Below are 24,075 nucleotides of genomic sequence, written 5' to 3' on the forward strand. Positions count from 1 at the left end.
TCAGGGAGAATCCGGCGTGGGGACCCAAGCTACTTCTCGGTCGCAAGACCTGGATCCACACGGTCGCCCACGCCGGGCTCTCGGCCCCCAAGGTGCCAGATCGGCAAGAGATAAGATCCACGCCATGCGTGGAGGCCCTCTGCGAGGAAGCATGGCGCCAACCAGGGTTGGCCGCTACCAATCGATTGCCGGCTAGCGGCCGGCACTACCGGCAGATCCACACCAACCGTGGATGAGCCGCCGACGGTACGCAAAAGAAAAGCGGCGCCCCGTGGGGCGCCGCTCTGCTCTCAACAGTGCTCAGTCGAGCATGGCCCGACTTTACTTGGCCGGGACCTTGTCCTTCATCATCGCGTCGCGGGCTGCCTTGAACGGATTGCCTGCATACCAGTTCGGCCAACGATCGCCACCGGCCAGTTCCTTGCCCACGCCGTACATCAGCTGCAGGTCTTCGACGGTGCCGTCCAGCTTCCAGGTGGCGGCGTCGAACTCGTCCTTCGGGCCGTGGTAACGGTTGGCGCCGTAGTCCGCCGCCGCCTTGCGGCCCGCTTCCACGCCACCCTCGCGCAGGTCTTCGCCGCCATCGGCGTACAGGGCCGGCACACCCGCTTTTGCGAAGTTGAAGTGATCGGAGCGGAAGTAGAAGCCGCTCTGTACCGAGGTCTCACCGTGCAGGGTGCGGTCCTGGGCGGCGGCCAGCGGCTTGAGGATGTCCTCCAGCTCCGAGCTGCCGAAGCCGGTGACGGTCACGTCCTTGGCGCGGCCGGCCACCGACATCGCATCGATGTTGATCACGCCGGCGATCTTGTCCAGCGGGAAGGTCGGGTGGGCGACGTAGTACTTGGAACCCAGCAGGCCGGACTCTTCCAGGGTCACCGCCAGGAACACCACCGAACGCTCCGGCTTCGGCTCCTGGTGGGCCATGGCTTCGGCCACTTCGAGAATGCCAGCCACGCCGGTGGCGTTGTCGACCGCGCCGTTGTAGATGTTGTCGCCGGTCTCACCCTCATGCTTGCCCAGGTGGTCCCAGTGCGCCATGTACAGGACGGCCTCGTCAGCGCGCTTGCTGCCCGGCAGCACGCCGACCACGTTGCGCGACTGCTTCTGTGCGATCTGGCTCTTCAGGTCGACCGCAGCGGTGGCCTTCAGCGGCACTGGCTTGAAACCGCGCTTGCTGGCGTCCTTGTAGGCCTGGGCAAGGTCCAGGCCGGCACCGGCGAACAGTGCCTTGGCCGCGTCGGCGCTCAGCCAGCCCTGTACCGGGATGCGCGCTTCCGGGTCATCCTTGGCGGGCAGGTCGTACTGCGGGCCAGCCCAGGAATTCTTCACCACGTCCCAGCCGTAGGACGCGCCGGCGGTGTCGTGCACGATCAGCGCGGCGGCGGCGCCCTTGCGGGCGGCCTCCTCGAACTTGTAGGTCCAGCGGCCGTAGTAGGTCATGCGCTTGCCGTCGAACAGCTTCGCGTCGTCGACGTGGAAGCCCGGGTCGTTGACGAACATCACGACCGTCTTGCCCTTCCAGTCCTGACCGGCGTAGTCGTTCCACTTCTGCTCCGGCGCATCGACGCCATAGCCGACGAACACCAGGTCGCTGGCATCGACCTTCACCTCGGCCTGGCCGGTACGGGTGCCGACCACCATGTCGGTGCCGAACTTCAGTTCGGTGGTCTTGCCGCCCTGGGTGATCTTCAGCACGGTCGATTCATCGGCCGTGGTCTCGGTCATCGGCACATCCTGGAACCAGCTGTCGCCGTTGCCGGGCTGCAGGCCGATGCGCTGCATCTGGTCGCGGATGTAGTTGACCGTCAGTTCTTCGCCCTTGCTGCCCGGGGCGCGGCCTTCGAACTCATCCGAAGCCAGGGTCTTGACCATCTCGGCGAAGTCGCCGGCGTTGATCTCCGGTGAGAACTGATGGGCGGCCGGCTTCGCGGCAGCGGTATCGGTGGGCGGCGTGGCAGCCGGCGTGGATTCGCCTTTGCAGGCACTGAGCGCGGCCGCGGCGGCCAGGCACAGGAGGAGTTTGCGGGGCATCGTCGATTCCTGGAGAACAAAGGGCGGTCGCACCTCACGCGCGACCGGTAAACGCGAGTATCACCGAAGCGGCAGGTGCGACGGGTTCAGTCGGCCGGCGCGGTTTCGGTATCGAACGGGATCGGCTCGGCCCCGGTGACCGGGCCGATGCGTGCGGTGCGATGCACGTACAGCACCACCTCGCGCTCGAACTGCAGCGGCCCACTGACGACCGCGTTGGGGCCGATGATCACGCGCGGCTTGCGGCTGGCGGTGAGCGAGACACTGAAGTTCGGCTTGCGCACATGCACGCCGCCGTTGACCTGCGAACCGATGCCGACGGTGATGTCACCGTTGACGGTCTCGACGTCTTTGCCGACGCGGCTCTCGACCAGGCCGATGCCGCCGTTCACGGTCTCGACGCCGCCTTCGATCTGGCTGCCGCGATCAGTGAAGATGCTGCCGTTGACGGTGCTGACGCCACCGCTGGCGATCACTTCGCGACCCAGGCGGACACCGCCGTTGACCGTTTCGATCTTGCCGGTGCGTGCGCGGTCGGCAACCTTCACCCCGCCGTTGACGGTGTCGATGCTTCCGGTCTCGACGCCTTCGCCGACGCGGATGCCGCCGTTGACGGTGTCCAGCTTGCCGTAGCGTTGGCCGGGTTCGGCGCTGATGCTGCCGTTGACCTTGCTGATGTTCTCCTGGGCGCAGACCGGCCCGGTGACCAGCAGTACGCCCAACAGCAGCGGAATGGATAGAGTTTTCATGGGAACCTCGATGGATGTGCGGCTGGCAGGCCGCGTGCGGAGATGTCACCATTCCCCGGTACCCCCCGCAACTGCCTGAAGTCACTGGAAAGCCCTTGCGCGACAACGCCTTCCCATCACGCCGACATCACATCGCCGCCGTACGCGGCGGGCGCTGGCTGCTGCTGGGGCTGGCTGTGGCGCTGGCTCTGCCCCTGCCGGGTGCTGCGCAGACCACCCGCGAGACCGAGCGCAAGCTGCAGAAGCTGCGTACCGAGCTGAAGGGCGTGGCGCAGGAGCGACGGCAGATCGAAGGGCAGCGTGGCCAAGCATCGCAACAGCTGCGCGAGGCCGACGAGAAGGTGGCACGCACCGGCCGCGCGCTTGCGCAGACCGAAGCGGCGCTGCGCGAGCAGGCCCAGGCCCTGGCCCAGGCCGAGCAGCGCCGCGGCAGCCTGCAAACCAACCTGGCCCAGCAGCACCGCGAACTGGCCGGCCTGCTGCGCGCGGCGTATCAGCTTGGCAATCACGCACCGCTGAAGCTGCTGCTGTCGCAGGATACGGTGGCCGATGCCAATCGCGCCCTGGCCTACCATCGTTACCTGCAGCGCGAACGAGCGCAGCGCATCACCACGCTCACCGCCGACCTGAAGGAACTGGAAGCGCTGCAGGCGCAGATCGCCGAGCGCAAGCAGAAGCTGCAGGGGGCGCAGCAGGACCAGAAGCAGCAGGCAGCGGCGCTGGCGGCCGACCGCCGTGACCGCGCGCAGACCGTGGCCTCGCTCGACGAACGCTTCAAGGACCGGCGCGAGAAGGAACAGGCACTGGGCCAGGATGCCAAGGCGCTGGAAACGCTGCTGGCCAATCTTCGTGCCGCTGCCGCCCGGGCCGAAGCCGAGCGTCGCGCGGCGGCGCGTCGAGCTGCTGCCGAAAAGGCCGCTGCCGAGCGGGCCGCACGCCAGGCGGCCGCACAGGGCCGGCCACCGCCGCCGGCAACCAAGGTTCCGCCTGCGGTGGCGTCGGCACCGGCACCGAAGGTCGGCGGCCTGGGTTGGCCGTTGTCCGGCAACCTGCTGGCCCGCTATGGCGGCAAGCTGCCCGATGGCCGTACCAGCAGCGGCGTGCTGATCGGCGCGCCGGCCGGCAGCACCGTCACGGCCGTGGCCGACGGCACCGTGGTGTTCTCCGACTGGATGACCGGCTACGGCATGATCCTGATCGTCGACCACGGCAATGGCTACATGAGCCTGTATGCCCACAACGACACCCTGCTGAAGGATGCCGGCGCACGGGTCAGCCGCGGTGATGCGGTGGCCAAGGTCGGCAATTCCGGTGGCCAGGGCGTCACCGCGCTGTACTTCGAGCTGCGCCGTGGCGGGCAGCCGGTCAACCCGGACAGCTGGCTGCAGCGGCGCTGAATCCAGGCCTGCCGGATGCGGGTTGGATTCAACGGGAATTTAGCTGTGCTTCGCGCATAATCGGTGCATGTGCCTTGGGCACGATGCCAACGTCGACAGGAGTGATCCATGCGCGCAGCCCGTACCGCCACCCTCTTGCTGGCCCTGTTGCCAGCGCTGTCCTGGGCGCAGCAGACCGCGCCCGCCCCGAGCCAGGAAACCAGCGGGCAGGCAGCGAACAGCGAGGAGGCGGTGACCTCGAAGGTGCCGCTGGAGGACATCCGCCGTTTCGTGGCCGTGTACAACGCGGTGCGCGCCGCCTATGTCGATCCGGTCGATGACAAGAAGCTGATGCAGTCGGCCGTGCGTGGCCTGCTGCTCGACCTCGATCCGCACAGCACCTACTTCAACAAGGAAGACGCGCAGGCCTTCGACGAGCAGGCCAATGGTGCCTACGAGGGCATCGGCGTGGAGCTGCAGCAGCAGCCGGACAACGCCAGCATGAAGGTGATCGCGCCGATCGACGACACCCCGGCGGCCAAGGCCGGCATCCTCGCTGGTGACCTGATCATCGCCATCGACGGCAAGCCGATCAGTGCGATCGATGCCAGCGAGCCGCTGCGCGGCCCGGCCGGCAGCGAGGTGGTGCTGACCATCGTGCGCGAAGGCAAGCCCAAGCCGTTCGACGTGAGCCTCACCCGCCAGACCATCCGCGTGACCAGCGTGCGCAGCCGCCTGCTGGAACCCGGCTATGGCTACATCCGCCTGAGCACCTTCCAGGCCGATACCGGTTCGGACTTCCAGAAGCACGTGCAGCAGCTGCAGAAGCAGTCCGGTGGCCAGCTCAAGGGCCTGGTGCTGGACCTGCGCAGCAACCCGGGTGGCCTGCTGACCGCTGCCGTGCAGGTGGCCGATGATCTGCTCGACAAGGGCAACATCGTCAGCACCCGTGGCCGCATCAGCATCAGCGATGCACGATTCGACGCGACCCCGGGCGACCTGCTGAAGGGCGCACCGGTGGTCGTGCTGGCCGATGCCGGTTCGGCCAGTGCATCGGAAGTCCTGGCCGGCGCGCTGCGCGACAACAAGCGGGCGCGCGTGGTCGGCAGCCGTACCTTCGGCAAGGGCTCGGTGCAGACCGTGCTGCCGCTGGACAACGGTGATTCGGTGAAGCTGACCACCGCGCGCTATTACACGCCCAGCGGCAAGTCGATCCAGGCCACCGGTATCGTGCCGGACGTCGAACTGAAGCCCGCCGCCACGCCGGCCGAGGATGCACTGCCAGCCAGCCTGAGCGACTACAGCGAAGCGACCCTGCCGGGCCATCTGCGCGGCGATGACGAAGGCACGGAGGGCTACCACGCCGGTGCGGTGCTGCCGGGCGATGGCCCGATCAACGACGCGCTGGCCGAGCTGAAGAACCCAGGCTCGGTGGCCGCACGGTTGAAGGCCGAGGCCGCCAAGGCGGATGCGGCCAAGGCCGCGAAGGCCGCTGCGGCGAAGCCGGAAGCAAAGCCGGAAGCAAAGCCGGAAGCAAAGCCGGAAGCAAAGCCGGAAGCAAAGCCGGAAGCAAAGCCCGAACCCGTCCCGGCCAAGCCTTGATTTTGTAGAGTCGAGCCATGCTCGACTGATCTACGAACGAGCGGGTGAGCGTGGAGCCGGCCAGCGGCCGGCACTATCAGGGGTCAGAATCCGTGCCGCTTGCGCAGGCGGCGCGCGATCGCGGCGCGCACGTACACGCCATACACCACGCCGAACACGAAGCCGCCGATGTGCGCCCACCAGGCCACCATGCCGAAGCTGGGGCCGATATGGGCGAACACCACCTGCAGCGCGGCCCAGACGCCGATCAGCAGGTAGGCCGGGGCGCGCACGAACTCCAGGAACAGGCCCAGCGGGATCACCACGCCCAGCCGGGCACCGGGGAACAGGGCCAGATAGGCGCCGATCAGCGCCGACACCGCGCCGCTGGCGCCGATGATGATCTGGTCCGGGCTGCCCATGGTGTAGATCGCCACCAGGTTGGACACCGCGCCGCCTACCAGGAACAGCAGCAGCAACCGCCAGGGTCCCAGCACCCGCTCGGCGGGGAGGCCGAAGATCAGCAGGAACACCAGGTTGCCCAGCAGGTGCGACCAGTCGGCGTGCAGGAACAGCGCAGTGAACAGGCGCAGCACGCTGCCGTCCTGCAGGGTCGCCCACCAGTCCAGCGGACGGGTCAGGCCGGTGGACAGGGCGCCCCAGTCCAGCCAGAGACTGCCGCGGGCATCGTCCGGGCGCGAGATCGACCACAGGAATGCCAGCCACAATGACGCGAACAGCACGGGCGTGGCCCAGCGCAGGGCCGCCTTCTTGCGCGACGGGAGGGAGACGAACATGCCAATAGCCTAGCGTGCGGCCACGTTCGGTGGGGACGGTCCTGTTCAGCTTTTGAGACGAAAAAACCGCCTGCGCTGTTATTGTTTCATTAACAGCTCTGGGTAATACTCGCATACGGCGTCGTATGTCGGGAGGGGAATCCGGCGCGCTCCGAAGGGCTTCAGGGCCGGTCGGGCGCAGGCGCACTCAGAGCACCATCACCGCTTACCGGAGAGAGAGAACTACGATGCAAACCGCTTCCACCATTGCCCGACTGACCCTGCTGGCCGTCGGCGTTGCCGGTGCGCTGGCCGCTGCCGATGCCAATGCTGCCGCCTTCCAGCTGAAGGAAAACAGCGCCAAGGGCCTGGGCCGCGCGTTCGCCGGCTCCACCTCGACCGAAGGTGACGCCTCGGTCATCGCCACCAACCCGGCCTCCATGCGCCTGCTCGACGGCACCCTGGTCCAGGGCGACGTCAGCGCCATCAGCTTCGGCGCCAAGTTCCGCGGCCAGGGCAAGTACGCCAACGGCGCGCCGATTTCCGGTGGCAACGGCGGCGACGCCGGCATGATCGCCCCGGTTCCGGCCGCGTACTTCCACGTGCCGTTCGGCGAGAACGACAACATGCACTTCGGTGCTTCGCTGACCGTGCCGTTCGGCTTCAAGACCGAATACGACCGCGACTGGGTCGGCCGCTACAACGGCGTCAAGACCGAGCTGCAGGCCATCGACCTGGGCGTGGCGTTCTCCTATGACGTCAACCCGTACCTGTCGTTCGGTGCGTCGGTGTTCGCCGAGCGCCTGAACGTCGACCTGACCAGTGCTGTCGACACCGGCACCGCGATCAACGCCACTGCCCAGCGCACCGCTGCGGCGCGTGTGCTGGCTGCCGGCGGCACCGCAGCCCAGGCTGCGGCGGCCTCGCAGGCCGCTGCACGCCAGGCCGCCCAGCTCGGCTTCTCGCCGGGCACCGCCGATGGCTACCTGCGCATCAAGGGCGATGAAGTGTCGGTCGGCTACACCCTGGGCATGACGGTCACCCCGGTGGAAGGCACCAACATCGCGTTCAGCTACCGCTCGAAGGTCGAGCACAAGATCACCGACGGCAAGGCCGATTTCACCATCCCGCAGAATGCGGCGGCCTTCCTGGCCACTGCTGCCCCGGGTACCTTCATCGACAGCAACGGTCGCGCGACCATCACCCTGCCGGCCAGCGCCACCGTGGGCTTCACCCACCGTGTGAACGACCAGTGGCAGATCATGGCTGAAGTCACGCGCACCGCGTGGAGCAAGTTCGACCAGGTCGTCGTCGATTACGACTCCAACCAGCCGGACAGCGTGCTGCCGTTCCACTACCGTGACACCACCTTCGCGTCGATCGGTACCGATTTCCGCGTGAACGACAAGCTGACCCTGCGCGGCGGCCTGGCCTATGACCAGACCCCGACCACCGATGCCCACCGCGACGTGCTCGTGCCGGACACCACCCGCAAGTGGCTGTCGCTGGGCATGACCTACGCCGCTTCGGACAAGATGGAATACAGCGTGGGCTACACCCACCTGTTCACCAAGGATCCGAACATCACCTCGACCTCGGCCACCGGCAACACCGTGACCGGCAAGTACAAGGTCAGCGGCGACGTGCTGGCGGCTTCGATGCAGTACAAGTTCTGATTCGGGCGATTGCCTGAAGCAGTACGAAGGAGGCCCCGCGCAAGCGGGGCCTTTCTTTTTGTGGGGACGGGCCGGGGCGTCCACGCAGCGCACGGATCCACGACAATAGCGACATGAACCTGTCCGATCCGAACTTCCAGCTGGAGCTGGCTGCCAACATCGCCGTCGCCGGCTCGATCCTGCTGGCCGGCCGCAACAACGTGCACACCTGGTGGCTGGGCATCGTCGGCTGCGCCTTGTTTGCTGCCGTGTTCGAACGATCGCATCTGTATGCGGACATGGTGCTGCAGTTCTTCTTCATCGCCATCAGCGTGCTGGGCTGGTGGCAGTGGCTGCGTGGTGACCATGGCGCGCCGTTGCCGATCACTTCATTGCGGCCGCGCGCCTGGGCCTGGCTGGCGCCGCTGGCGGTAGTGGCCACGTTCGGCTACGGCTGGATGCTGACCCGCCTGACCAATGCCTATGCGCCGTACATCGATTCGGCGGTGCTGGTGTTGAGTGTGATCGCGCAGATCCTGATGATGCGACGCAAGCTGGAATCGTGGTGGCTATGGCTGCTGGTGAACACCGTTGCGGTGCCGCTCTACTACAGCCGAGGCCTGCACCTGACCTCGATCCTGTATGTGGGCTTCTGGATCAACGCGCTGGTGGCCTTGCGCCATTGGCGGCACCTGATGCGGGACGAGGCCAGGGCAGCCGATGCCGCTGCCTGAGCGCGTTGCACGCGGCCTGGTGGTGGGCAAGTTCTGCCCGCTGCATCTCGGCCATGAACGACTGATCGACTTCGCCGCCACGCGCTGCCAGCGGCTGCTGGTGATCGGCTGGTCGCGGCCGGGCTTTGCCGGCTACAGCGCTGCGCGCCGCGAGCGCTGGCTGCGTGCGCGTTTCCCGCAGGCCACGGTAGCGGTGCTTGACGACGCGCGTCTGGCCGCATTGTGCACGCAGCATGGCTTGCCAGTGCGAGCGCTGCCGCAGGACAGTGATGACGAACAGGTGCAACGTGACTTTACCGCCTGGCTGTGCCTGAACCTGTTCGGTGGGCCGGTGCAGGCGGTGTACACCGGTGAGGACTACGGTGACGGCTTCGCGCAGGCGCTGGCCACGCACTTCGGTGCGCCGGTACGCCATGAGCAGCTCGAACGCGCATTGGACGTCGGGCAGGCCTGCGGCACCCAGCTGCGCAGCGATCCGCATGCGCATCGCCATGGGCTCGCACCGCAGGTGTATGCCGACCATGTACAGCGCGTGGCCTTCATCGGTGGCGAGTCCAGCGGCAAGACCACGCTGGCCCGCGTGCTGGCCGAGCGTCTGCAGACTGTCTGGGTGCCGGAGTATGGCCGCACGCTGTGGGAGCAGCGAGGCGGAGAGCTGACGCCGGGCGATCTGCTGCGCATCGCAATGACACAGCCACAGCACGAAGACGAAGCTGTGCGGCGTGCGCATCGCTGGCTGTTCTGCGATACCACGCCGCTGGTGACGCTGGGCTACAGCGGCTGGATGTTTGGCACCGCGCCGCAGCCGCTGCGGCAAGCGGCACGACGACGCTACGACCTGCTGTTCCTGTGCGCGCCGGATATTCCGTTTGACCAGGATGGCACGCGCGTGGGCGAAGCCTTCCGGGCGCAGCAGCATGCGTGGTACCTGGAGCAGCTGCAGGCAGAGGGTGTCGAGCATGTGCTGCTGGAAGGCGATCTGGAGACGCGCATCGCACGCGTGCAGGGCGAGCTGGCGAAGCGGGCGGACAATCGGTTCAGTGTGGCCCAGCCTCTGTAGAGCCGAGCCCATGCTCGGCTCAGCAGGAACCCAAAGCACAAAAAACCCCGCGTTCGCGGGGTCTTTTGTTTACTGCATCAAGCAGGCGATCAGTCGCCCAGGGTCAACAGCGAGGCGTTGCCGCCGGCGGCGGTGGTGTTCACCGTCACCGTCTTCTCGGTAGCGAAGCGCAGCAGGTAGTGCGGGCCGCCGGCCTTCGGGCCGGTGCCGGACAGGCCCTGGCCGCCGAACGGCTGCACGCCGACCACCGCGCCGATCTGGTTGCGGTTGACGTAGACGTTGCCGACGTGGACGCCGTTGCTGATGCGATCAACGGTCTCGTCGATGCGCGAATGCACGCCCAGGGTCAGGCCGTAGCCGGTGGCATTGATCTGGTCGATCACCGCGTCGAGCTGGTCGCCCTTCCAGCGGATCACGTGCAGGACCGGCCCGAAGATTTCCTTGTGCAGCTGGCCCAGGTCCTTCAGTTCATACGCGCGCGGTGCGAAGAAGGTGCCATTGGCCGCTTCGGCGGACAGCTCGGCGGCCGCGATCAGGCGGGCTTCGCGGTCCATGCGCTCGGCGTGGTCCTGCAGGATCTTCAGCGCGTCGGCGTCGATCACCGGGCCGACGTCGGTGGACAGCAGGCCCGGGTTGCCGACCTTCAGTTCCTTCATCGCGCCGGCCAGCATGGTCATCACCTTGTCGGCGATGTCGTCCTGCACGAACAGCACGCGCGCGGCCGAGCAACGCTGGCCGGCGGAGGTGAAGGCCGAACCGATCGCGTCCTTGACCAGCTGTTCCGGCAGCGCCGAGGAGTCGGCGATGAAGGCATTCTGGCCGCCGGTCTCGGCGATCAGCACACCGATGGCGGCGTCACGCGCGGCCATGGCGCGGTTGATCGCACGTGCGGTGTCGGTGGAGCCGGTGAAGGCCACGCCGGCCACGCGCGGGTCGGCGGTCAGTGCGGCACCGACGGTGGCGCCGTCGCCCGGCAGGTACTGCACCACCTCGGCTGGCACGCCAGCTTCGTGCAGCAGCTTCACCGCGTAGTAGCCGATCAGGTTGGTCTGTTCGGCCGGCTTGGCGATGACGCTGTTGCCGGCGGCCAGTGCAGCAGCGACCTGGCCCAGGAAGATCGCCAGCGGGAAGTTCCACGGGCTGATGCAGACGAACACGCCGCGGCCGTGCAGCTGCAGCTCGTTGGACTCACCGGTCGGGCTGGGCAGCTTCTCGGCGTGGCTGAACTGCTCGCGCGCCTGCTTGGCGTAGTAGCGCAGGAAGTCCACGGCTTCGCGCACTTCGGCGATGCTGTCGGGCAGGCTCTTGCCGGCTTCCTTCACGCACAGCGCCATGAACTCCGGCATGCGCGCTTCCAGCTGGTCGGCGGCGTGCTCGAGGATGGCGGCGCGGCTGGCGGCCGGGGTGCGGTTCCAGCCCGGCTGCGCGGCTACGGCATTCGCCAGCGCCTTCTGCACGGTGGCGGCATCGGCGGCCAGCCACTGGCCGACCACTTCGCGGGTGTCGGCCGGGTTGGTCACCGGCAGCGAGGCGCCGGCCGGGTTCGCACCCGGTACCAGCGGGGCGGCCTGCCACGGCTTCACGGCCGCGTTGAGCTGCTCGGCCAGGGCGCGCAGTTCGTTGTCGTTGGCGAGGTTGGCGCCCATGGAGTTCTTCCTGTCGTGGTTCTGGCTGCGCAGCAGGTCAACCGGCAGCGGGATCTTGGGATGCGGAATCGAAGCGAACGAGGCGACCATCTCGACCGGATCGCGGATCAGGTCGGCGATCGGCACGCGCTCATCGGTGATGCGGTTGACGAAGCTGGAGTTGGCGCCGTTTTCCAGCAGGCGGCGCACCAGGTACGGCAGCAGGTCTTCATGCGAACCGACCGGGGCGTACACGCGGCAGGGCAGGCCCAGGCGATCGGCCGGCACCACTTCGGCGTACAGGTCATCGCCCATGCCGTGCAGCTTCTGGTGCTCGTACACGCCACCGTTGGCGATGCTGCGCACCGCAGCGATGGTGTGCGCGTTGTGCGTGGCGAACATCGGGTAGATCGCGTCGGCATGGGTGAACAGGCGCTTGGCGCATGCCAGGTAGGACACGTCGGTGTTCTGCTTGCGGGTGAACACCGGGTAGCCCGGATAGCCTTCGATCTGCGCGCGCTTGATCTCGGCATCCCAATAGGCGCCCTTGACCAGGCGCACCTGCAGGCGGCGACCGGCGCGGCGCGCCATGTCGGCCAGGTGGTCGATCGTGTACGGTGTGCGCTTCTGGTAGGCCTGCACGACCACGCCGAAGCCGTCCCAGCCGGCCAGCGAGGCGTCGGAGAACACCTTCTCGATGATGTCCAGCGACAGTTCCAGGCGGTCGGACTCTTCGGCGTCGACGGTGCAGCCGATGCCGTAGCTCTTGGCCAGCTGCGCCAGCTCCAGCACGCCCGGCACCAGGTCCTTCAGCACGCGCTCGCGCTTGGCGTGCTCGTAGCGCGGGTACAGCGCCGACAGCTTGATCGAGATGCCCGGTGCGTTGTTGACGTCGCCATCCGGGCGGCCGCCGCGGGCCTTGTGATCACCGCCGATGGCGTGGATCGCGCGACGGTAGTCTTCCAGGTAGCGCAGCGCGTCCTTCATGGTCAGCGCGCCTTCGCCCAGCATGTCGAAGGAGTAGCGGTAGTTCGCGTTGTCGCCCTTGTGCGAGCGCGACAGCGCCTCGCTGATGGTGCGGCCCATGACGAACTGGTGGCCCATGATCTTCATCGCCTGGCGCACGGCCAGGCGCACCACCGGCTCACCGACGCGGCCGACCAGGCGCTTGAACGCGCTGGGCGCATCGGCGCGGGTGGCGTCGTTCATCTGTACCAGCTTGCCGGTCAGCATCAGGCCCCAGGTGGAGGCGTTGACCAGCACCGAGTCGCTGCCGCCCAGGTGCTTTTCCCAGTCGGCATCGGCCAGCTTGTCGCGGATCAGCTTGTCGGCGGTGTCCTGGTCCGGAATGCGCAGCAGCGCTTCGGCCACGCACATCAGCAGCACGCCTTCTTCGCTGCCCAGGTCGTACTGGCGCATGAAGGCTTCGATCGCGCCCTGGTCCTTGGCACGCACGCGCACGCGGCCGACCAGGTCGGCGGCCAGCGCCTGCACCCTGGCCTGCTCGTCGGCCGGCAGCCGGGCCTGCGCCAGCAGCTCGTGGACGTGGCTGGCCTCGTCCTTCAACCATGCATCGGTGATGGCCTGGCGGAACGGGTTGGGGGGCGCCGGCAGTTCCGGCGACAGCAGCACGCCGGGACGCTGGGCGTCGCTGGCGGCAGGGGAGGAGGAAGGTGCGTTCATGCCGGTCCGGCCAATGGAAAACTTGGCGATTTTAATCATTTTTGCGGGTTGCGGAAGTGCCCCACAGCCACCTTCGTGAAGGGCTGATAGCCCCTAACGGTGGTGTATTCAGCGTGTTCAGCAAGCCCGGCAATATTTGTGCTGAATTCGGCATTCGCGCCGCCGACCCCATGCTGTGTTGCAGCATGGGAAAAAGTGTGAATGCACCCTTGCTACCGGCGAGAGGGCGGGGCTACCATCGAGACGTTTCCCGCGGCAGGAACGCGGTTGCGACATGATCGAGGTGCTTCCAGCTCCGGATGGGTCAGGTACGCAGCTGCGGCTGCGTCCCCCACGGGCGCTCGATGCCCGGCAGTTCGTCCTGTTGTTCACCGTGTTGTCGGGTGCGATGTGGCTGGTGTCCGCCCTCGGGTGGTTGGCCGGCAATGCATTCGCCCCCCTGTTCGCGCTGCTGTACAGCCTGGTGCTGGCGGCGGCGCTGCGTGCCTTGTGGCGCAGCGGTGAACGGCAGGAGGAGATCCGGGTGGTGCCGGCGTACGTGGAGGTCATCCCCGTACCCGGTGGATCGCCGGTGTTCCGGGCCCACCCCCACTGGGTGCGCCTGCTCACCGACGATGAGAGGGTCCGGCTGGCATCCAGCGGCCGGCAGGTGGAGGTGGGGAGTTTCCTCGCGCCGGCCGAACGTCAGACGCTCGCAGAGACACTTGAAAGCTTGCTCGCCGCCAGCGATGGCGGCAACCGACGACGCTAAGGGTCTAGGCAATGAAGCAAAGCAGCAGGTGGGGCACGAAGTGCGTTGCAGTGGTCACCGCCATGGTGGCCGGGGGACTGATGCCGGCGTTGGCCTGGGCCCAGGCGGCCGATCCCAAGCCGTGGCAGCTGAACATGGGCAAGGGGGTGACCCAGACCTCGCGCCTGGCCTGGGAATCGAACAATCTCTCGTTGATCATCTGCACGGTGATCGGCGTCATCGTGTTCGGCGCGATGGCCTACGCCATCTTCAAGTTCCGCAAATCCAAGGGGGCAGTCGCCGCCACCTTCAGCCACAACACCAAGGCCGAGATCATCTGGACGGTGATCCCGGTGATCATCCTGATCGTGATGGCGTGGCCGGCCACGGCCAACCTGATCAAGATGTACGACACCCGCGATGCCGAGATGACGGTCAAGGTCACCGGCTACCAGTGGATGTGGAAGTACGAATACCTCGGCGAGAACGTCACCTTCACCAGCCGCCTGGACCGCGAGTCCGACCGCGTGCGGCAAAGTGGCATCGTGCCGACCCGTGAAAGCCATCCGCACTACCTGCTGGATGTCGACAACCGGCTGGTGCTGCCGGTCGACACCAAGGTGCGCTTCGTCATCACCTCCGACGACGTGATCCACGCCTGGTGGGTGCCGGCGCTGGGCTGGAAGCAGGATGCCATTCCCGGCTTCATCAACGAAGCCTGGACCAGCATCGAGCAGCCTGGCGTGTACCGCGGCCAGTGTGCCGAGCTGTGCGGCAAGGACCACGGCTTCATGCCGATCGTGGTCGAGGCGGTGTCCAAGGAGGAATTCAAACAGTGGCTGGCGCAGCGCAAGCCGGCGCCGGCTGCCGCGCCGGCCACGCCTGCGGCACCTGCCGAACCGGCTGCACCGGCGGGCGAGGCGCCGGCTGCGCCTGCTGCTGCAGAAGCGGCCAGCGCACCTGCCACTGCAGCCAGCGGCGCGTGATGTAAAGCCCGCGGCCGCCCGCGGCCGTGGTGACAACCGATTCTGAGAGGTGTTTTGCAATGGCGCACTCGGCAGTTGGGCACGACGATCACCATCACCAGCAGAGTTTCTTCGAGCGTTGGTTCTTCTCGACCAACCACAAGGACATCGGCACGCTGTACCTGGGTTTCAGCTTCATCATGTTCATCATCGGTGCGGCGATGAGCGTGGTGATCCGCGCCGAGCTGGCACAGCCCGGCCTGCAGTTCGTCAAGCCCGAGTTCTTCAACCAGATGACCACCGTGCATGCGCTGGTGATGATCTTCGGTGGCGTGATGCCGGCCTTCGTCGGCCTCGCCAACTGGATGATCCCGCTGCAGATCGGCGCGCCGGACATGGCGCTGCCGCGCATGAACAACTGGTCGTTCTGGTTGCTGCCGGTGGCCTTCAGCCTGCTGCTGCTGACCCTGTTCCTGCCCGGTGGTGCGCCGGCTGGTGGCTGGACGCTGTATCCGCCGCTGTCGCTGCAGGGCGGCTACAACGTGGCCTTCAGCGTGTTCGCTATCCACGTGGCCGGCATCAGTTCGATCATGGGTGCGATCAACATCATCGCCACCGTGCTGAACATGCGTGCGCCGGGCATCGACCTGCTGAAAATGCCGATCTTCTGCTGGGCCTGGCTGATCACCGCGTTCCTGCTGATCGCGGTGATGCCGGTGCTGGCCGGTGCGGTGACCATGCTGCTGACCGACAAGTTCTTCGGCACCAGCTTCTTCAACGCCGCCGGTGGCGGTGACCCGGTGATGTACCAGCACATCTTCTGGTTCTTCGGGCACCCCGAGGTCTACATCATGATCCTGCCCGCCTTCGGCGTGGTCAGCGAGATCATCCCGACCTTCAGCCGCAAGCCGCTGTTCGGCTACCAGGCGATGGTATACGCCACCGCGGCGATCGCGTTCCTGTCGTTCATCGTCTGGGCCCACCACATGTTCACCGTGGGCATGCCGCTGGGCGGCGAGATCTATTTCATGTTCGCCACCATGCTGATCTCGATCCCGACCGGCGTGAAGGTGTTCAACTGGGTCAGCACCATGTGGCGTGGCTCGCTGACGTTCGAGGCACCGATGCTGTGGTCGGTGGCCTTCGTCATCCTGTTCACCATCGGTGGCTTCTCCGGCCTGATGCTGGCCATCGTGGCCGCCGACTTCCAGTACCACGACACCTACTTCGTGGTCGCGCACTTCCACTACGTGCTGGTGACCGGTGCGGTGTTCGCGCTGATCGCCGCGGTGTACTACTGGTGGCCGAAGTGGACCGGGCGCATGTACAGCGAGAAGTGGGCCAAGGTGCACTTCTGGTGGTCGATCGTGTTCGTCAACCTGCTGTTCTTCCCGCAGCACTTCCTCGGCCTGGCCGGCATGCCGCGCCGCATTCCCGATTACAGCGTGGCGTTTGCCGACTGGAACCTGATCAGCTCGATCGGTGCGTTCGGCATGTTCGTCACCCCGTTCATGATGGCCGCGATCCTGCTGTCCTCGCTGCGCAACGGCGAGAAGGCCGAAGCGCGTTCCTGGGAGGGTGCACGCGGCCTGGAATGGACGCTGCCGTCGCCGGCACCGGCGCACACCTTCACCACCCCGCCGACCATCCGTCCGGGGGATCTGGCGCATGACGACATCACGCATTGAGGTGGGGCATGCATAACGAGAGCCCGCTGCAGACCTGTAGAGCCGAGCCATGCTCGGCGGATGAGAAGCAGCCGACCAGCGGTCGGCTCTACCAGGGCGGAAGCATCGAGCAGCAGCGCCAGCGTGCGAAGCGCACCGCGATGTGGGTCGGCGCCATCGCTGTGCTGGTCTACGTCGGCTTCATCCTCAGCGGGGTGATCGGGCGATGAGCGAGGCACTGGCCAGCACACCGTCACGCAGTGCCGGGCTGCCGCGCCTGATCGGCGTGGCGGTGGCGGTGTTCCTGCTGACGTTCTCGCTGGTGCCGCTGTACCGCATCGCCTGCGAGAAGGTGTTCGGCGTGCGCCTGGAACGCGGTCCCGGTGGCGAAGCCAGCGCAGGTGCCGCGGCCGGCAAGCGCACCGTGCGGGTGGAGTTCGATGGCGGCGTCAATTCGCGACTGCCGTGGTCGTTCCATCCTGAGCAGCTGACCATGGACGTGGTGCCCGGCGAGCTCAACGAGGCGCTGTACTTCGCCCGCAACGACAGCGCAGCTGCCGTGGTCGGCAGCGCGGTGCCTTCGGTGGCACCGGCGCGTGCGTCGGGCTTCTTCAGCAAGACCGAGTGCTTCTGTTTCACCGCGCAGACGCTGCAGGCCGGCGAGAAGCGCGACATGCCGGTGCGCTTCATCGTCGATCCGGACCTGCCGCCGGAGATCAGGACGATCACCTTGTCCTACACCTTCTACCGCAACGACGCGCTGTCCGATCGGCTGGCCCCGGCCGCCACCTCGGACGGCGCGCACGCCGCACCCTGACCCGGATACCGACATGGCCCAGACACCGACCGACGCCAACGTGTACTTCGTCCCGGCCCAGAGCAAATGGCCGTTCGTGGGTTCCATCGCCATGATGGTGACCATGGTGGGCGTGGCCAGCTGGCTCAACGATGCCAGCTGGGGACGCTGGACGTTCTACATCGGCATCGCGATGCTGGTGCTGACCCTGTTCTGGTGGTTCAGCGACGTGGTGCGCGAATCGCAGGCCGGCAACTACAACCACCAGGTCGACGGATCATTCCGGATGGGGATGATCTGGTTCATCTTCTCCGAGGTGATGTTCTTCGGCGCGTTCTTCGGCGCGCTGTTCTACACCCGCAACCTGGGCCTGTCGTGGCTCAGTGGCGAAGGCCGTGGGGTCATGACCAACGAGCTGCTCTGGCAGGGCTATTCCGCCGGATGGCCGACCAATGGCCCGGCGGCGATCGGTGGCGCGTTCCAGACCATCCCGGCCTGGGGCCTGCCACTGATCAATACGCTGATCCTGTTGACCTCCGGCGTGACCCTGACCATCGCCCACCACGCACTGAAGGCCGGCAACCGCCGCCAGCTGCTGATCTGGCTGGGCCTGACCGTGGTGCTCGGCCTGGGCTTCCTGACCCTGCAGGCAGAGGAGTACATCCATGCCTACAAGGAACTGAACCTGACGCTCGGCTCCGGCATCTACGGGTCGACGTTCTTCATGTTGACCGGCTTCCACGGCGCGCACGTGCTGCTGGGCACGATCATGCTGATCGTGATGTGGCTGCGTTCGGCCAAGGGACACTTCACCCGCGACAACCATTTCGGTTTCGAAGCCGCCGCGTGGTACTGGCACTTCGTTGACGTGGTGTGGCTGATGCTGTTCCTGTTCGTCTACGTGCTTTGATCAGGCGCGCATCGGTGGTCTCAGCCGCCGATGCCGTGTGGTTTGATCCAGCCCATGTAGATGCTCACGATCACCAGCAGGATCAACGCGACCGACACCGCGATGCGGCGCGTCAGTGCATTGACCGTGCGCTTGGTCTGCCCGCGGTCGACCAGCAGGTAGTACAGGCCGGCGCCCAGATTCCAGACGATGACGATCAGAAACGCGATTACCAGCAGGGTCTTCAGCGAATCACTCATGCGCGGCTCGAGGGCAGGGTGGATGTGCCTATCTGACCGCGTTTGCGCGGACTTGTCATGATGCGCCAGCACACGCGCGTGTTCGGATGGTTGCTGGCCGTGCTGGCGATGGCCGGATTCACCGCATTGGGGCTGTGGCAGCTGCAGCGCATGCATGCCAAACAGGCAATGTTGGATGCACAGGGTCCAGCCGTGGCACAGGCGTTGCCGCTGTCGCAGGCCCTGGCGGCGCCCGGCGCGTTGCACGGCGTGGCCGACCACGGTCGCTTCCTGCCCGGCGTGGTACTGCTGGACAACCAGATCCGGCATGGCCGCGCCGGCGTGAAGATCTATCGCCCCTTCCGCAGTGACGACGGCAGCGTGCTGCTGGTCGACCTCGGTTGGCGTGCGCTGCCGCCGGATCGCACGCTTCCGGAGGTGCCTTCGCCGCCTTCGCCGGTGGCCGTGCGTGGGCTGCTCGCGCCGCCACCGTCGGCGGGACTGCTACTGGGCCCGGCGTTCTCTGCTACCGGTGAGGCCGGGCGCTGGCTGGCCAGCCGGTTGCCGGACGACGGGCTGGCGCGCGCGCTGGGGCTGCAGGCGCTACCCGACCGCGTGCTGAGGCTGGACCCGGCGCTGCCCTTTGGCGACGAGCGCGATCTGGACCTGCTGCCGAACACGCTGCCGCCTCAGCGCCACCTGGGCTACGCCGTGCAGTGGTTCGGGCTGGCCCTGACCGTGCTGGTGGTGGCCGTGGTGCTGGAGCGGCGGCGGAGGCGCGTGATTACCCGGTAGTGGCGGCCGTTGGCCGGCAACCCCCGCAATCCTGGATGCCGGCCAGCGGCCGGCACTACCGGCATCCCCTACCCAACCATGAGAAAATGCCCCGCATGAACACTGCTACGTCCCCGCAGGCGCGCGGTTCCGGCCGCCGGACCCTGGTGCTGCTGTTTGCCGTGTTCTTCGGGGCGATGGCACTGGCCGCCGTGCTGCGCTTCTCCGGCTGGCAGCCGACCGGGCACCGCAATGCCGGCCAGCTGCTGAAGCCGCCGGTGGACCTGCGCCAGCAGGCGCCGACCCTGGCCAGCGGCCAGTCCTACCCCTGGAACCCCGAGGCCCGTACCTGGCGCCTGCTGGTGGCCCCGGCCGGTGCCTGCGACGCGCAGTGCGTCACTTTGTCGCAGGGACTGGGCAAGGTGTGGCAGCTGTTCGGCCATAACGCCGATAATGTCGAGATCCTGTGGCTGGGTACGCCACCGGCGTCGATCGCCTCGCTGCCCGCGCTGCGGCCGCTGGCTCCGTCGCCAGCCCTGCGCGCGGCGTTGCCGGGCGTCGATGATCCGGCGGGACTGCCGGTCTACGTGATCGATCCGAACGGCTTCGTGATCATGCGCCATGCCCCGGGTTCCGACCTCGGTGGCCTGCGCAAGGACATGGCCACGTTGCTGAAACTGAAGTGAGTCCCGTTTGATGAGCCTTTCCGCGCGTCCGGCGCTGCACCGCAATTTCCACCGCCTGGCGTGGTTCGCCATGATCATGACCGCGAGCACGATCATGTTCGGCGCCTTCGTGCGCCTGTCCGATGCCGGCCTGAGCTGCCCGGACTGGCCGACCTGCTATGGCCAGGCCACCTGGCCGCAGCACGTGGAAGAGACCATCGGCCACCCGGCGGCGGAGATCCGCCCGCTGGAGACCCACAAGGCCTGGCGAGAACAGGTGCATCGCTTCCTGGCCGGCGCGCTGGGCATCGAGATCCTGACCCTGGCGCTGCTGGCAACGCGCAAGCGGCGATTCGGAAGCACGGCGGTGGTGACCGCCTGCGTGCTGGTGGCCGCCGGCATACCGCTGTACATGATGGGCTGGCACGGCACCGCCAGTGCCCTGGCTCTGACCGGCGAGGCGATCCTGCTGATCGCCGCGCTGCGCTGGAGCAACATCGATCTCGCACGTGCGGCGCTGCTGACCTTGGCGGTGGTGATCTTCCAGGCCCTGCTGGGCATGTGGACGGTGACCCTGCTGCTCAAACCCATCGTGGTGATGGGCCATCTGCTGGGTGGCATGCTGATGTTCGGCCTGCTGGTGTGGATGGCCTGGCGCGCGACGCACATGCCGATCACCCTGGCCGAAGCGCCGAAGCTGAAGTGGCTGATGCGCATCGGCGTGGCAGTGCTGGTTACCCAGATCGCGCTGGGTGGTTGGGTCAGCGCCAACTACGCCGCACTCGCCTGCGGCGGTGGCAGCGCCTCGCTGGACAACTTCCCGCGCTGCGCCAACCAGTGGTGGCCGCAGCACAACTTCGTCGAAGGCTTCACCCTGTGGCGCGGCATCGGCGTGGATTACGAAGGCGGCGTGCTGGATGGCGCTTCGCGCATCGCCATCCAGATGGCGCACCGCCTGTTCGCGGTGGTGGTGGCCGTCTACCTGCTGTGGCTGGGCGTGCGCCTGTTCCGGTTGCCGAGCATGCGTGGCTGGGCCAGCGCGCTGATCGCGCTGCTGGTGCTGCAGGTCACCCTCGGCATCCTCAACGTGAAGCTGGCGCTGCCGCTGGAAGTGGCCGTGGCCCACAACGGCGTGGCCGTTGCCCTGTTGTTCGTACTGGTCAGCCTGCTGGCCCGCCTGCGTGCCCCGGACTGATTCCATGTTTTCCAATTACCGCCAGTACTGGGACCTGACCAAGCCCAAGGTCGTCGCCCTGATCGTCTTCACCGCCCTGGTCGGCATGGTCCTTGCCATCCCCGGCGTGCCGAGCTGGGAGCAGGTGCGCGCCGGCCTGCTCGGCTTCCTCGGCATCTGGCTGGCGGCCTCGGCCGCGGCCGCCATCAACCAGCTGCTGGACGCGCACATCGATGCGCAGATGGCGCGCACCTCGTGGCGCCCGCTGGTGGTGGGCAAGGTCAAGCCGTGGCAGGTGCTGGTGTTCGCCGGCGTGCTGATCGTGCTGTCGATGACCCTCCTGGTGCTGTGGGTGAACCTGATCACCGCGGTGCTGACCTTCGCCTCGCTGATCGGCTACGCGGTGATCTACACCGTGTACCTCAAGCGTGCGACCTCGCAGAACATCGTCATCGGTGGCCTGGCCGGCGCGATGCCGCCGATGCTGGGCTGGGCCGCAGTGACCGGCATGCAGGGTTCGTCGGACTGGGCGTACTCGTCGCTGCTGGTGCTGATCATCTTCATCTGGACCCCGCCGCACTTCTGGGCGCTGGCGATCTTCCGCCGCGAGGATTACGCCAAGGCGGAGATCCCGATGCTGCCGGTGACCCACGGCGTGGCGCACACCCGCAAGCAGATCATGGTGTATTCGGTGGTGCTGGCGCTGGTCTGCCTGTTGCCATACCTGGTGGGCATGAGTGGTGCGTTCTACCTGGGCGGCGCGATCGTGCTCAACGCCGTGTTCCTCTGGTACGCCTGGCGCATGCTCGACCCGCCGGATGAGCTGTTCTCGATGAAGATGTTCTATTACTCCATCGTCTACCTGATGGCGCTGTTTGCCTTCCTGCTGGTGGACCACTGGATCCTGCCCTGGTTGTGACCTCGGGGTCGGATCCCCGAAGGGGCTCTGACCCCACCTGATCGCGCGGACATCCTCGCATGACGTGGATCACCTTGAACCGCCGTCTCGGCGTCGCCATTGCTGTTCCTGACCCCAGGGAAAGGAAGCAGCAGGGATGCATTCGTTCTTCCGTTGGACCACCGCGCTGATGCTGGCGCTGGGCATGGCCGTGACCGCGCATGCCGACGACACTACCGCGCAGATCCGCCAATACGCCGCTGGCCATCGCATGCTGGTGCTGGGCGAATTCCACGGCACACGCGAGACGCCACTGCTGGTGCGGCAGCTGGTGGACGACTACAGCCGCAATGGCGCGCCGGTCCTGCTGGCGCTGGAACTGCCACGTGCCGAGAATCCTGTGCTGCGCGACTATCTGGAATCCGATGGCGGGGCCGCGGCGCGCCAGCACCTGCACGGCCGCGCGTTCTGGACCGTACGCGACGACCAGCACGATGGTCGCCGCAGCCGCGACATGCTGGCGATGATCGAAGGCCTGCGCGCGCTGAAGGCGCAGGGCCGCGCGATCGAGGTGATTGGCTACGACGTCAATCACAGTAACGGCGGCAGCCAGGCCCGCGATGACCGCATGGCCGCCGAACTACGGCGCCTGTACCAGCGCCTGCCCGATGGCGCACGGATGGTTGTGCTGACCGGCAATGTCCACGCCATGCTGCAGCGCCCCGCCGATGCTCCGCCGGAAATGCAGACCCAGCCGATGGCATCGGTACTGCGCGACCTGGATATCTACAGCGTGCGGCTGGAAGCGTTGCACGGCCACTTCTGGGGATGCATGGACCGCTGCAAGGCGCTGGCGCTGCTCGAACGGCCCGCGCGTGCGCCGGAGGTCAACACCCACGCCGGCCGCGAGTACGACCTGTGGGTGTGGATGCCGCAGCTGAGCGTGGGCACGCTGGTGGAGCCGTGAATCCACGCATGGCGTGGATCTGCTGTAGATCCACGCCACGCGTGGATGGATTTCCGGGTCAGGGCTTGCGCCGCGCATACCGCTGCGCGATCACACCGCAGACGATCAGCTGGATCTGGTGGTAGATCATCACCGGCAGCACGATGGCGCCCAGGCTGCCGCCGGCGAACAGCACCTTGGCGATCGGCACGCCGGTGGCCAGGCTCTTCTTCGAGCCGCAGAACACGATGGCGATCTCGTCCTCGCGGTTGAAGCGCAGGCGACGGGCGATGAAGGTGATCAGCGGCATGGCGATGCCCAGCAGCACGGCGGCCACCACCGCCACAGCCAGCAGCGACAGCAGCGGGGTCTTGCTCCACAGGCCTTCGGTGACGGCTTCGCCGAACGCCGAGTACACCACCAGCAGGATGGTGGCCTGGTCGGTGTAGCGCAGCAGCGCGCGCTGGCGTTCCACCCAGCCGGCAATCCACGGCCGCAGCAGGTGGCCGGCCACGAACGGCACCAGCAGCTGCAGCATGATGCCGCCGATCGCATGCAGCGGATCATGGATGCCGCCCGAGGTGCCGGCCAGCGCGGTCAGCAGCAGCGGGGTCAGGAACACGCCGAGGATGCTCGACAGCGAGGCGCTGCACACCGCTGCGGGCACGTTGCCATGCGCCATCGAAGTGAACGCGATGGACGACTGCACGGTGGAGGGCAGGGTGCACAGGAACAGCACGCCCAGGTACAGCTCCGGGGTCAGCAGCCAGCCCGACAGCGGCCTGAACATCAGCCCCAGCAGCGGGAACAGGATGAAGGTGCAGGCCAGGATGGTCAGGTGCAGCCGCCAGTGCAGCATGCCGCCGATGATCGACTCACGTGGCAGGCGCGCGCCATGCAGGAAGAACAGTGCAGCGATGGCGACGGTGGTGACATCGTCGAGGACGATGGCGGCGGCGGCCTTCATCGGCAGCAGCGAGGCCAGGCCGACGGTGCACAGCAGGGCGAGGGTGAAGTTGTCCGGTCGCAGGCGCGACCACCAGCGGGTCATGGTGGGCAGAG

Annotated in this window: 22 protein-coding genes; 16 read left to right on the forward strand and 6 right to left on the reverse strand. The window is 67.0% G+C overall.

All coding sequences use genetic code 11. From position 1 onward, the window contains the following. Positions 1-321 precede the first annotated feature (321 nt). Both VG556_RS21210 and VG556_RS21215 read right to left on the reverse strand, forming a co-directional pair. Positions 322-2,031: a M28 family metallopeptidase gene (locus tag VG556_RS21210; protein ID WP_049408406.1), complete on the reverse strand. Its 1,710-nt coding sequence runs from the start codon at positions 2,029-2,031 to the stop codon at positions 322-324. A gap of 86 nt (positions 2,032-2,117) precedes the next feature. Continuing rightward, complete coding sequence (locus VG556_RS21215) at positions 2,118-2,780, reverse strand: hypothetical protein (protein ID WP_014645682.1); 663 nt, start codon at positions 2,778-2,780, stop codon at positions 2,118-2,120. 95 nt (positions 2,781-2,875) lie between these two features. Here VG556_RS21215 and VG556_RS21220 point away from each other — a divergent pair, with 95 nt between their 5' ends. Both VG556_RS21220 and VG556_RS21225 read left to right on the forward strand, forming a co-directional pair. Further along, positions 2,876-4,177 (forward strand): murein hydrolase activator EnvC family protein, encoded by a 1,302-nt coding sequence (locus VG556_RS21220; protein ID WP_100449253.1) that lies wholly within the window; start codon positions 2,876-2,878, stop codon positions 4,175-4,177. Positions 4,178-4,285: 108 nt separating this feature from the next. Next, positions 4,286-5,758: a S41 family peptidase gene (locus VG556_RS21225; RefSeq protein WP_111144265.1), complete on the forward strand. Its 1,473-nt coding sequence runs from the start codon at positions 4,286-4,288 to the stop codon at positions 5,756-5,758. An 83-nt stretch (positions 5,759-5,841) separates the two neighbouring features. Here the strand turns inward: VG556_RS21225 and VG556_RS21230 are convergent, their stop codons facing one another. Next, positions 5,842-6,534, reverse strand: a complete 693-nt coding sequence (locus VG556_RS21230) for a rhomboid family intramembrane serine protease (protein WP_005414994.1) — start codon at positions 6,532-6,534, stop codon at positions 5,842-5,844. A gap of 227 nt (positions 6,535-6,761) precedes the next feature. On the opposite strand from VG556_RS21230, the gene VG556_RS21235 reads away from it, so the two are divergent. From VG556_RS21235 to VG556_RS21245, 3 genes are all read left to right on the forward strand, one after another. Further along, complete coding sequence (locus VG556_RS21235; RefSeq protein ID WP_014645685.1) at positions 6,762-8,189, forward strand: outer membrane protein transport protein; 1,428 nt, start codon at positions 6,762-6,764, stop codon at positions 8,187-8,189. Positions 8,190-8,302: 113 nt separating this feature from the next. Then, positions 8,303-8,902 (forward strand): nicotinamide riboside transporter PnuC, encoded by a 600-nt coding sequence (pnuC, locus tag VG556_RS21240; protein WP_049408399.1) that lies wholly within the window; start codon positions 8,303-8,305, stop codon positions 8,900-8,902. Beyond that, a complete protein-coding gene (locus VG556_RS21245; RefSeq protein ID WP_100449255.1) occupies positions 8,889-9,962 on the forward strand; it encodes an AAA family ATPase in 1,074 nt (357 codons plus the stop codon). Before pnuC ends, VG556_RS21245 begins: the two co-directional genes overlap by 14 nt. An 89-nt stretch (positions 9,963-10,051) precedes the next feature. On the opposite strand, the gene putA is transcribed toward VG556_RS21245, so the two are convergent. Further along, positions 10,052-13,270: a bifunctional proline dehydrogenase/L-glutamate gamma-semialdehyde dehydrogenase PutA gene (gene putA, locus VG556_RS21250; protein ID WP_100449256.1), complete on the reverse strand. Its 3,219-nt coding sequence runs from the start codon at positions 13,268-13,270 to the stop codon at positions 10,052-10,054. Positions 13,271-13,544: 274 nt separating this feature from the next. Here putA and VG556_RS21255 point away from each other — a divergent pair, with 274 nt between their 5' ends. Genes VG556_RS21255 through VG556_RS21280 form a run of 6 tightly spaced genes read left to right on the forward strand, consistent with a single transcriptional unit; the run spans position 13,545 to position 18,338 of the window. After that, the gene (locus VG556_RS21255) at positions 13,545-14,021 is read left to right on the forward strand and encodes a DUF2244 domain-containing protein (RefSeq protein ID WP_004153894.1); all 477 of its coding nucleotides are present in this window, start codon (positions 13,545-13,547) and stop codon (positions 14,019-14,021) included. 11 nt (positions 14,022-14,032) lie between these two features. Then, positions 14,033-14,986, forward strand: coding sequence for a cytochrome c oxidase subunit II (gene coxB / locus VG556_RS21260; protein WP_046428202.1), 954 nt, complete (start codon positions 14,033-14,035; stop codon positions 14,984-14,986). Positions 14,987-15,045: 59 nt separating this feature from the next. Further along, positions 15,046-16,653, forward strand: a complete 1,608-nt coding sequence (ctaD, locus tag VG556_RS21265) for a cytochrome c oxidase subunit I (protein ID WP_004153896.1) — start codon at positions 15,046-15,048, stop codon at positions 16,651-16,653. Positions 16,654-16,661: 8 nt separating this feature from the next. Then, the gene (locus tag VG556_RS21270; RefSeq protein WP_049408388.1) at positions 16,662-16,862 is read left to right on the forward strand and encodes a hypothetical protein; all 201 of its coding nucleotides are present in this window, start codon (positions 16,662-16,664) and stop codon (positions 16,860-16,862) included. After that, complete coding sequence (locus VG556_RS21275) at positions 16,859-17,449, forward strand: cytochrome c oxidase assembly protein (protein ID WP_100449257.1); 591 nt, start codon at positions 16,859-16,861, stop codon at positions 17,447-17,449. The genes VG556_RS21270 and VG556_RS21275 overlap by 4 nt, the downstream gene beginning before the upstream one ends. 13 nt (positions 17,450-17,462) lie before the next feature. Continuing rightward, positions 17,463-18,338, forward strand: coding sequence for a cytochrome c oxidase subunit 3 (locus VG556_RS21280; RefSeq protein ID WP_005407793.1), 876 nt, complete (start codon positions 17,463-17,465; stop codon positions 18,336-18,338). A 20-nt stretch (positions 18,339-18,358) separates the two neighbouring features. Here the strand turns inward: VG556_RS21280 and VG556_RS21285 are convergent, their stop codons facing one another. Next, positions 18,359-18,577, reverse strand: a complete 219-nt coding sequence (locus VG556_RS21285) for a twin transmembrane helix small protein (protein WP_005412025.1) — start codon at positions 18,575-18,577, stop codon at positions 18,359-18,361. Between the two features lie 57 nt (positions 18,578-18,634). Here VG556_RS21285 and VG556_RS21290 point away from each other — a divergent pair, with 57 nt between their 5' ends. The 5 genes from VG556_RS21290 to VG556_RS21310 all read left to right on the forward strand — a co-directional run bounded on the left by VG556_RS21290 (position 18,635) and on the right by VG556_RS21310 (position 23,034). Continuing rightward, a complete protein-coding gene (locus tag VG556_RS21290; RefSeq protein WP_069118093.1) occupies positions 18,635-19,351 on the forward strand; it encodes an SURF1 family protein in 717 nt (238 codons plus the stop codon). Positions 19,352-19,446: 95 nt separating this feature from the next. Then, complete coding sequence (locus VG556_RS21295; protein WP_046428212.1) at positions 19,447-20,016, forward strand: hypothetical protein; 570 nt, start codon at positions 19,447-19,449, stop codon at positions 20,014-20,016. Positions 20,017-20,026: 10 nt separating this feature from the next. Further along, positions 20,027-21,190: a COX15/CtaA family protein gene (locus tag VG556_RS21300; RefSeq protein WP_041863006.1), complete on the forward strand. Its 1,164-nt coding sequence runs from the start codon at positions 20,027-20,029 to the stop codon at positions 21,188-21,190. Positions 21,191-21,194: 4 nt separating this feature from the next. Next, entirely contained in the window at positions 21,195-22,088 is an 894-nt protein-coding gene (gene cyoE / locus VG556_RS21305) for a heme o synthase (RefSeq protein ID WP_046428214.1), read from the forward strand. A gap of 136 nt (positions 22,089-22,224) precedes the next feature. After that, positions 22,225-23,034, forward strand: a complete 810-nt coding sequence (locus tag VG556_RS21310) for a calcium-binding protein (RefSeq protein ID WP_100449258.1) — start codon at positions 22,225-22,227, stop codon at positions 23,032-23,034. A 58-nt stretch (positions 23,035-23,092) separates the two neighbouring features. On the opposite strand, the gene VG556_RS21315 is transcribed toward VG556_RS21310, so the two are convergent. Further along, positions 23,093-24,064: a bile acid:sodium symporter family protein gene (locus tag VG556_RS21315; RefSeq protein WP_100449259.1), complete on the reverse strand. Its 972-nt coding sequence runs from the start codon at positions 24,062-24,064 to the stop codon at positions 23,093-23,095. Positions 24,065-24,075: the final 11 nt, after the last annotated feature.

Origin of the sequence: Stenotrophomonas sp. CASM106 (assembly GCF_049384825.1) — a bacterium.
Taxonomy (GTDB): Bacteria; Pseudomonadota; Gammaproteobacteria; order Xanthomonadales; family Xanthomonadaceae; genus Stenotrophomonas; species Stenotrophomonas muris.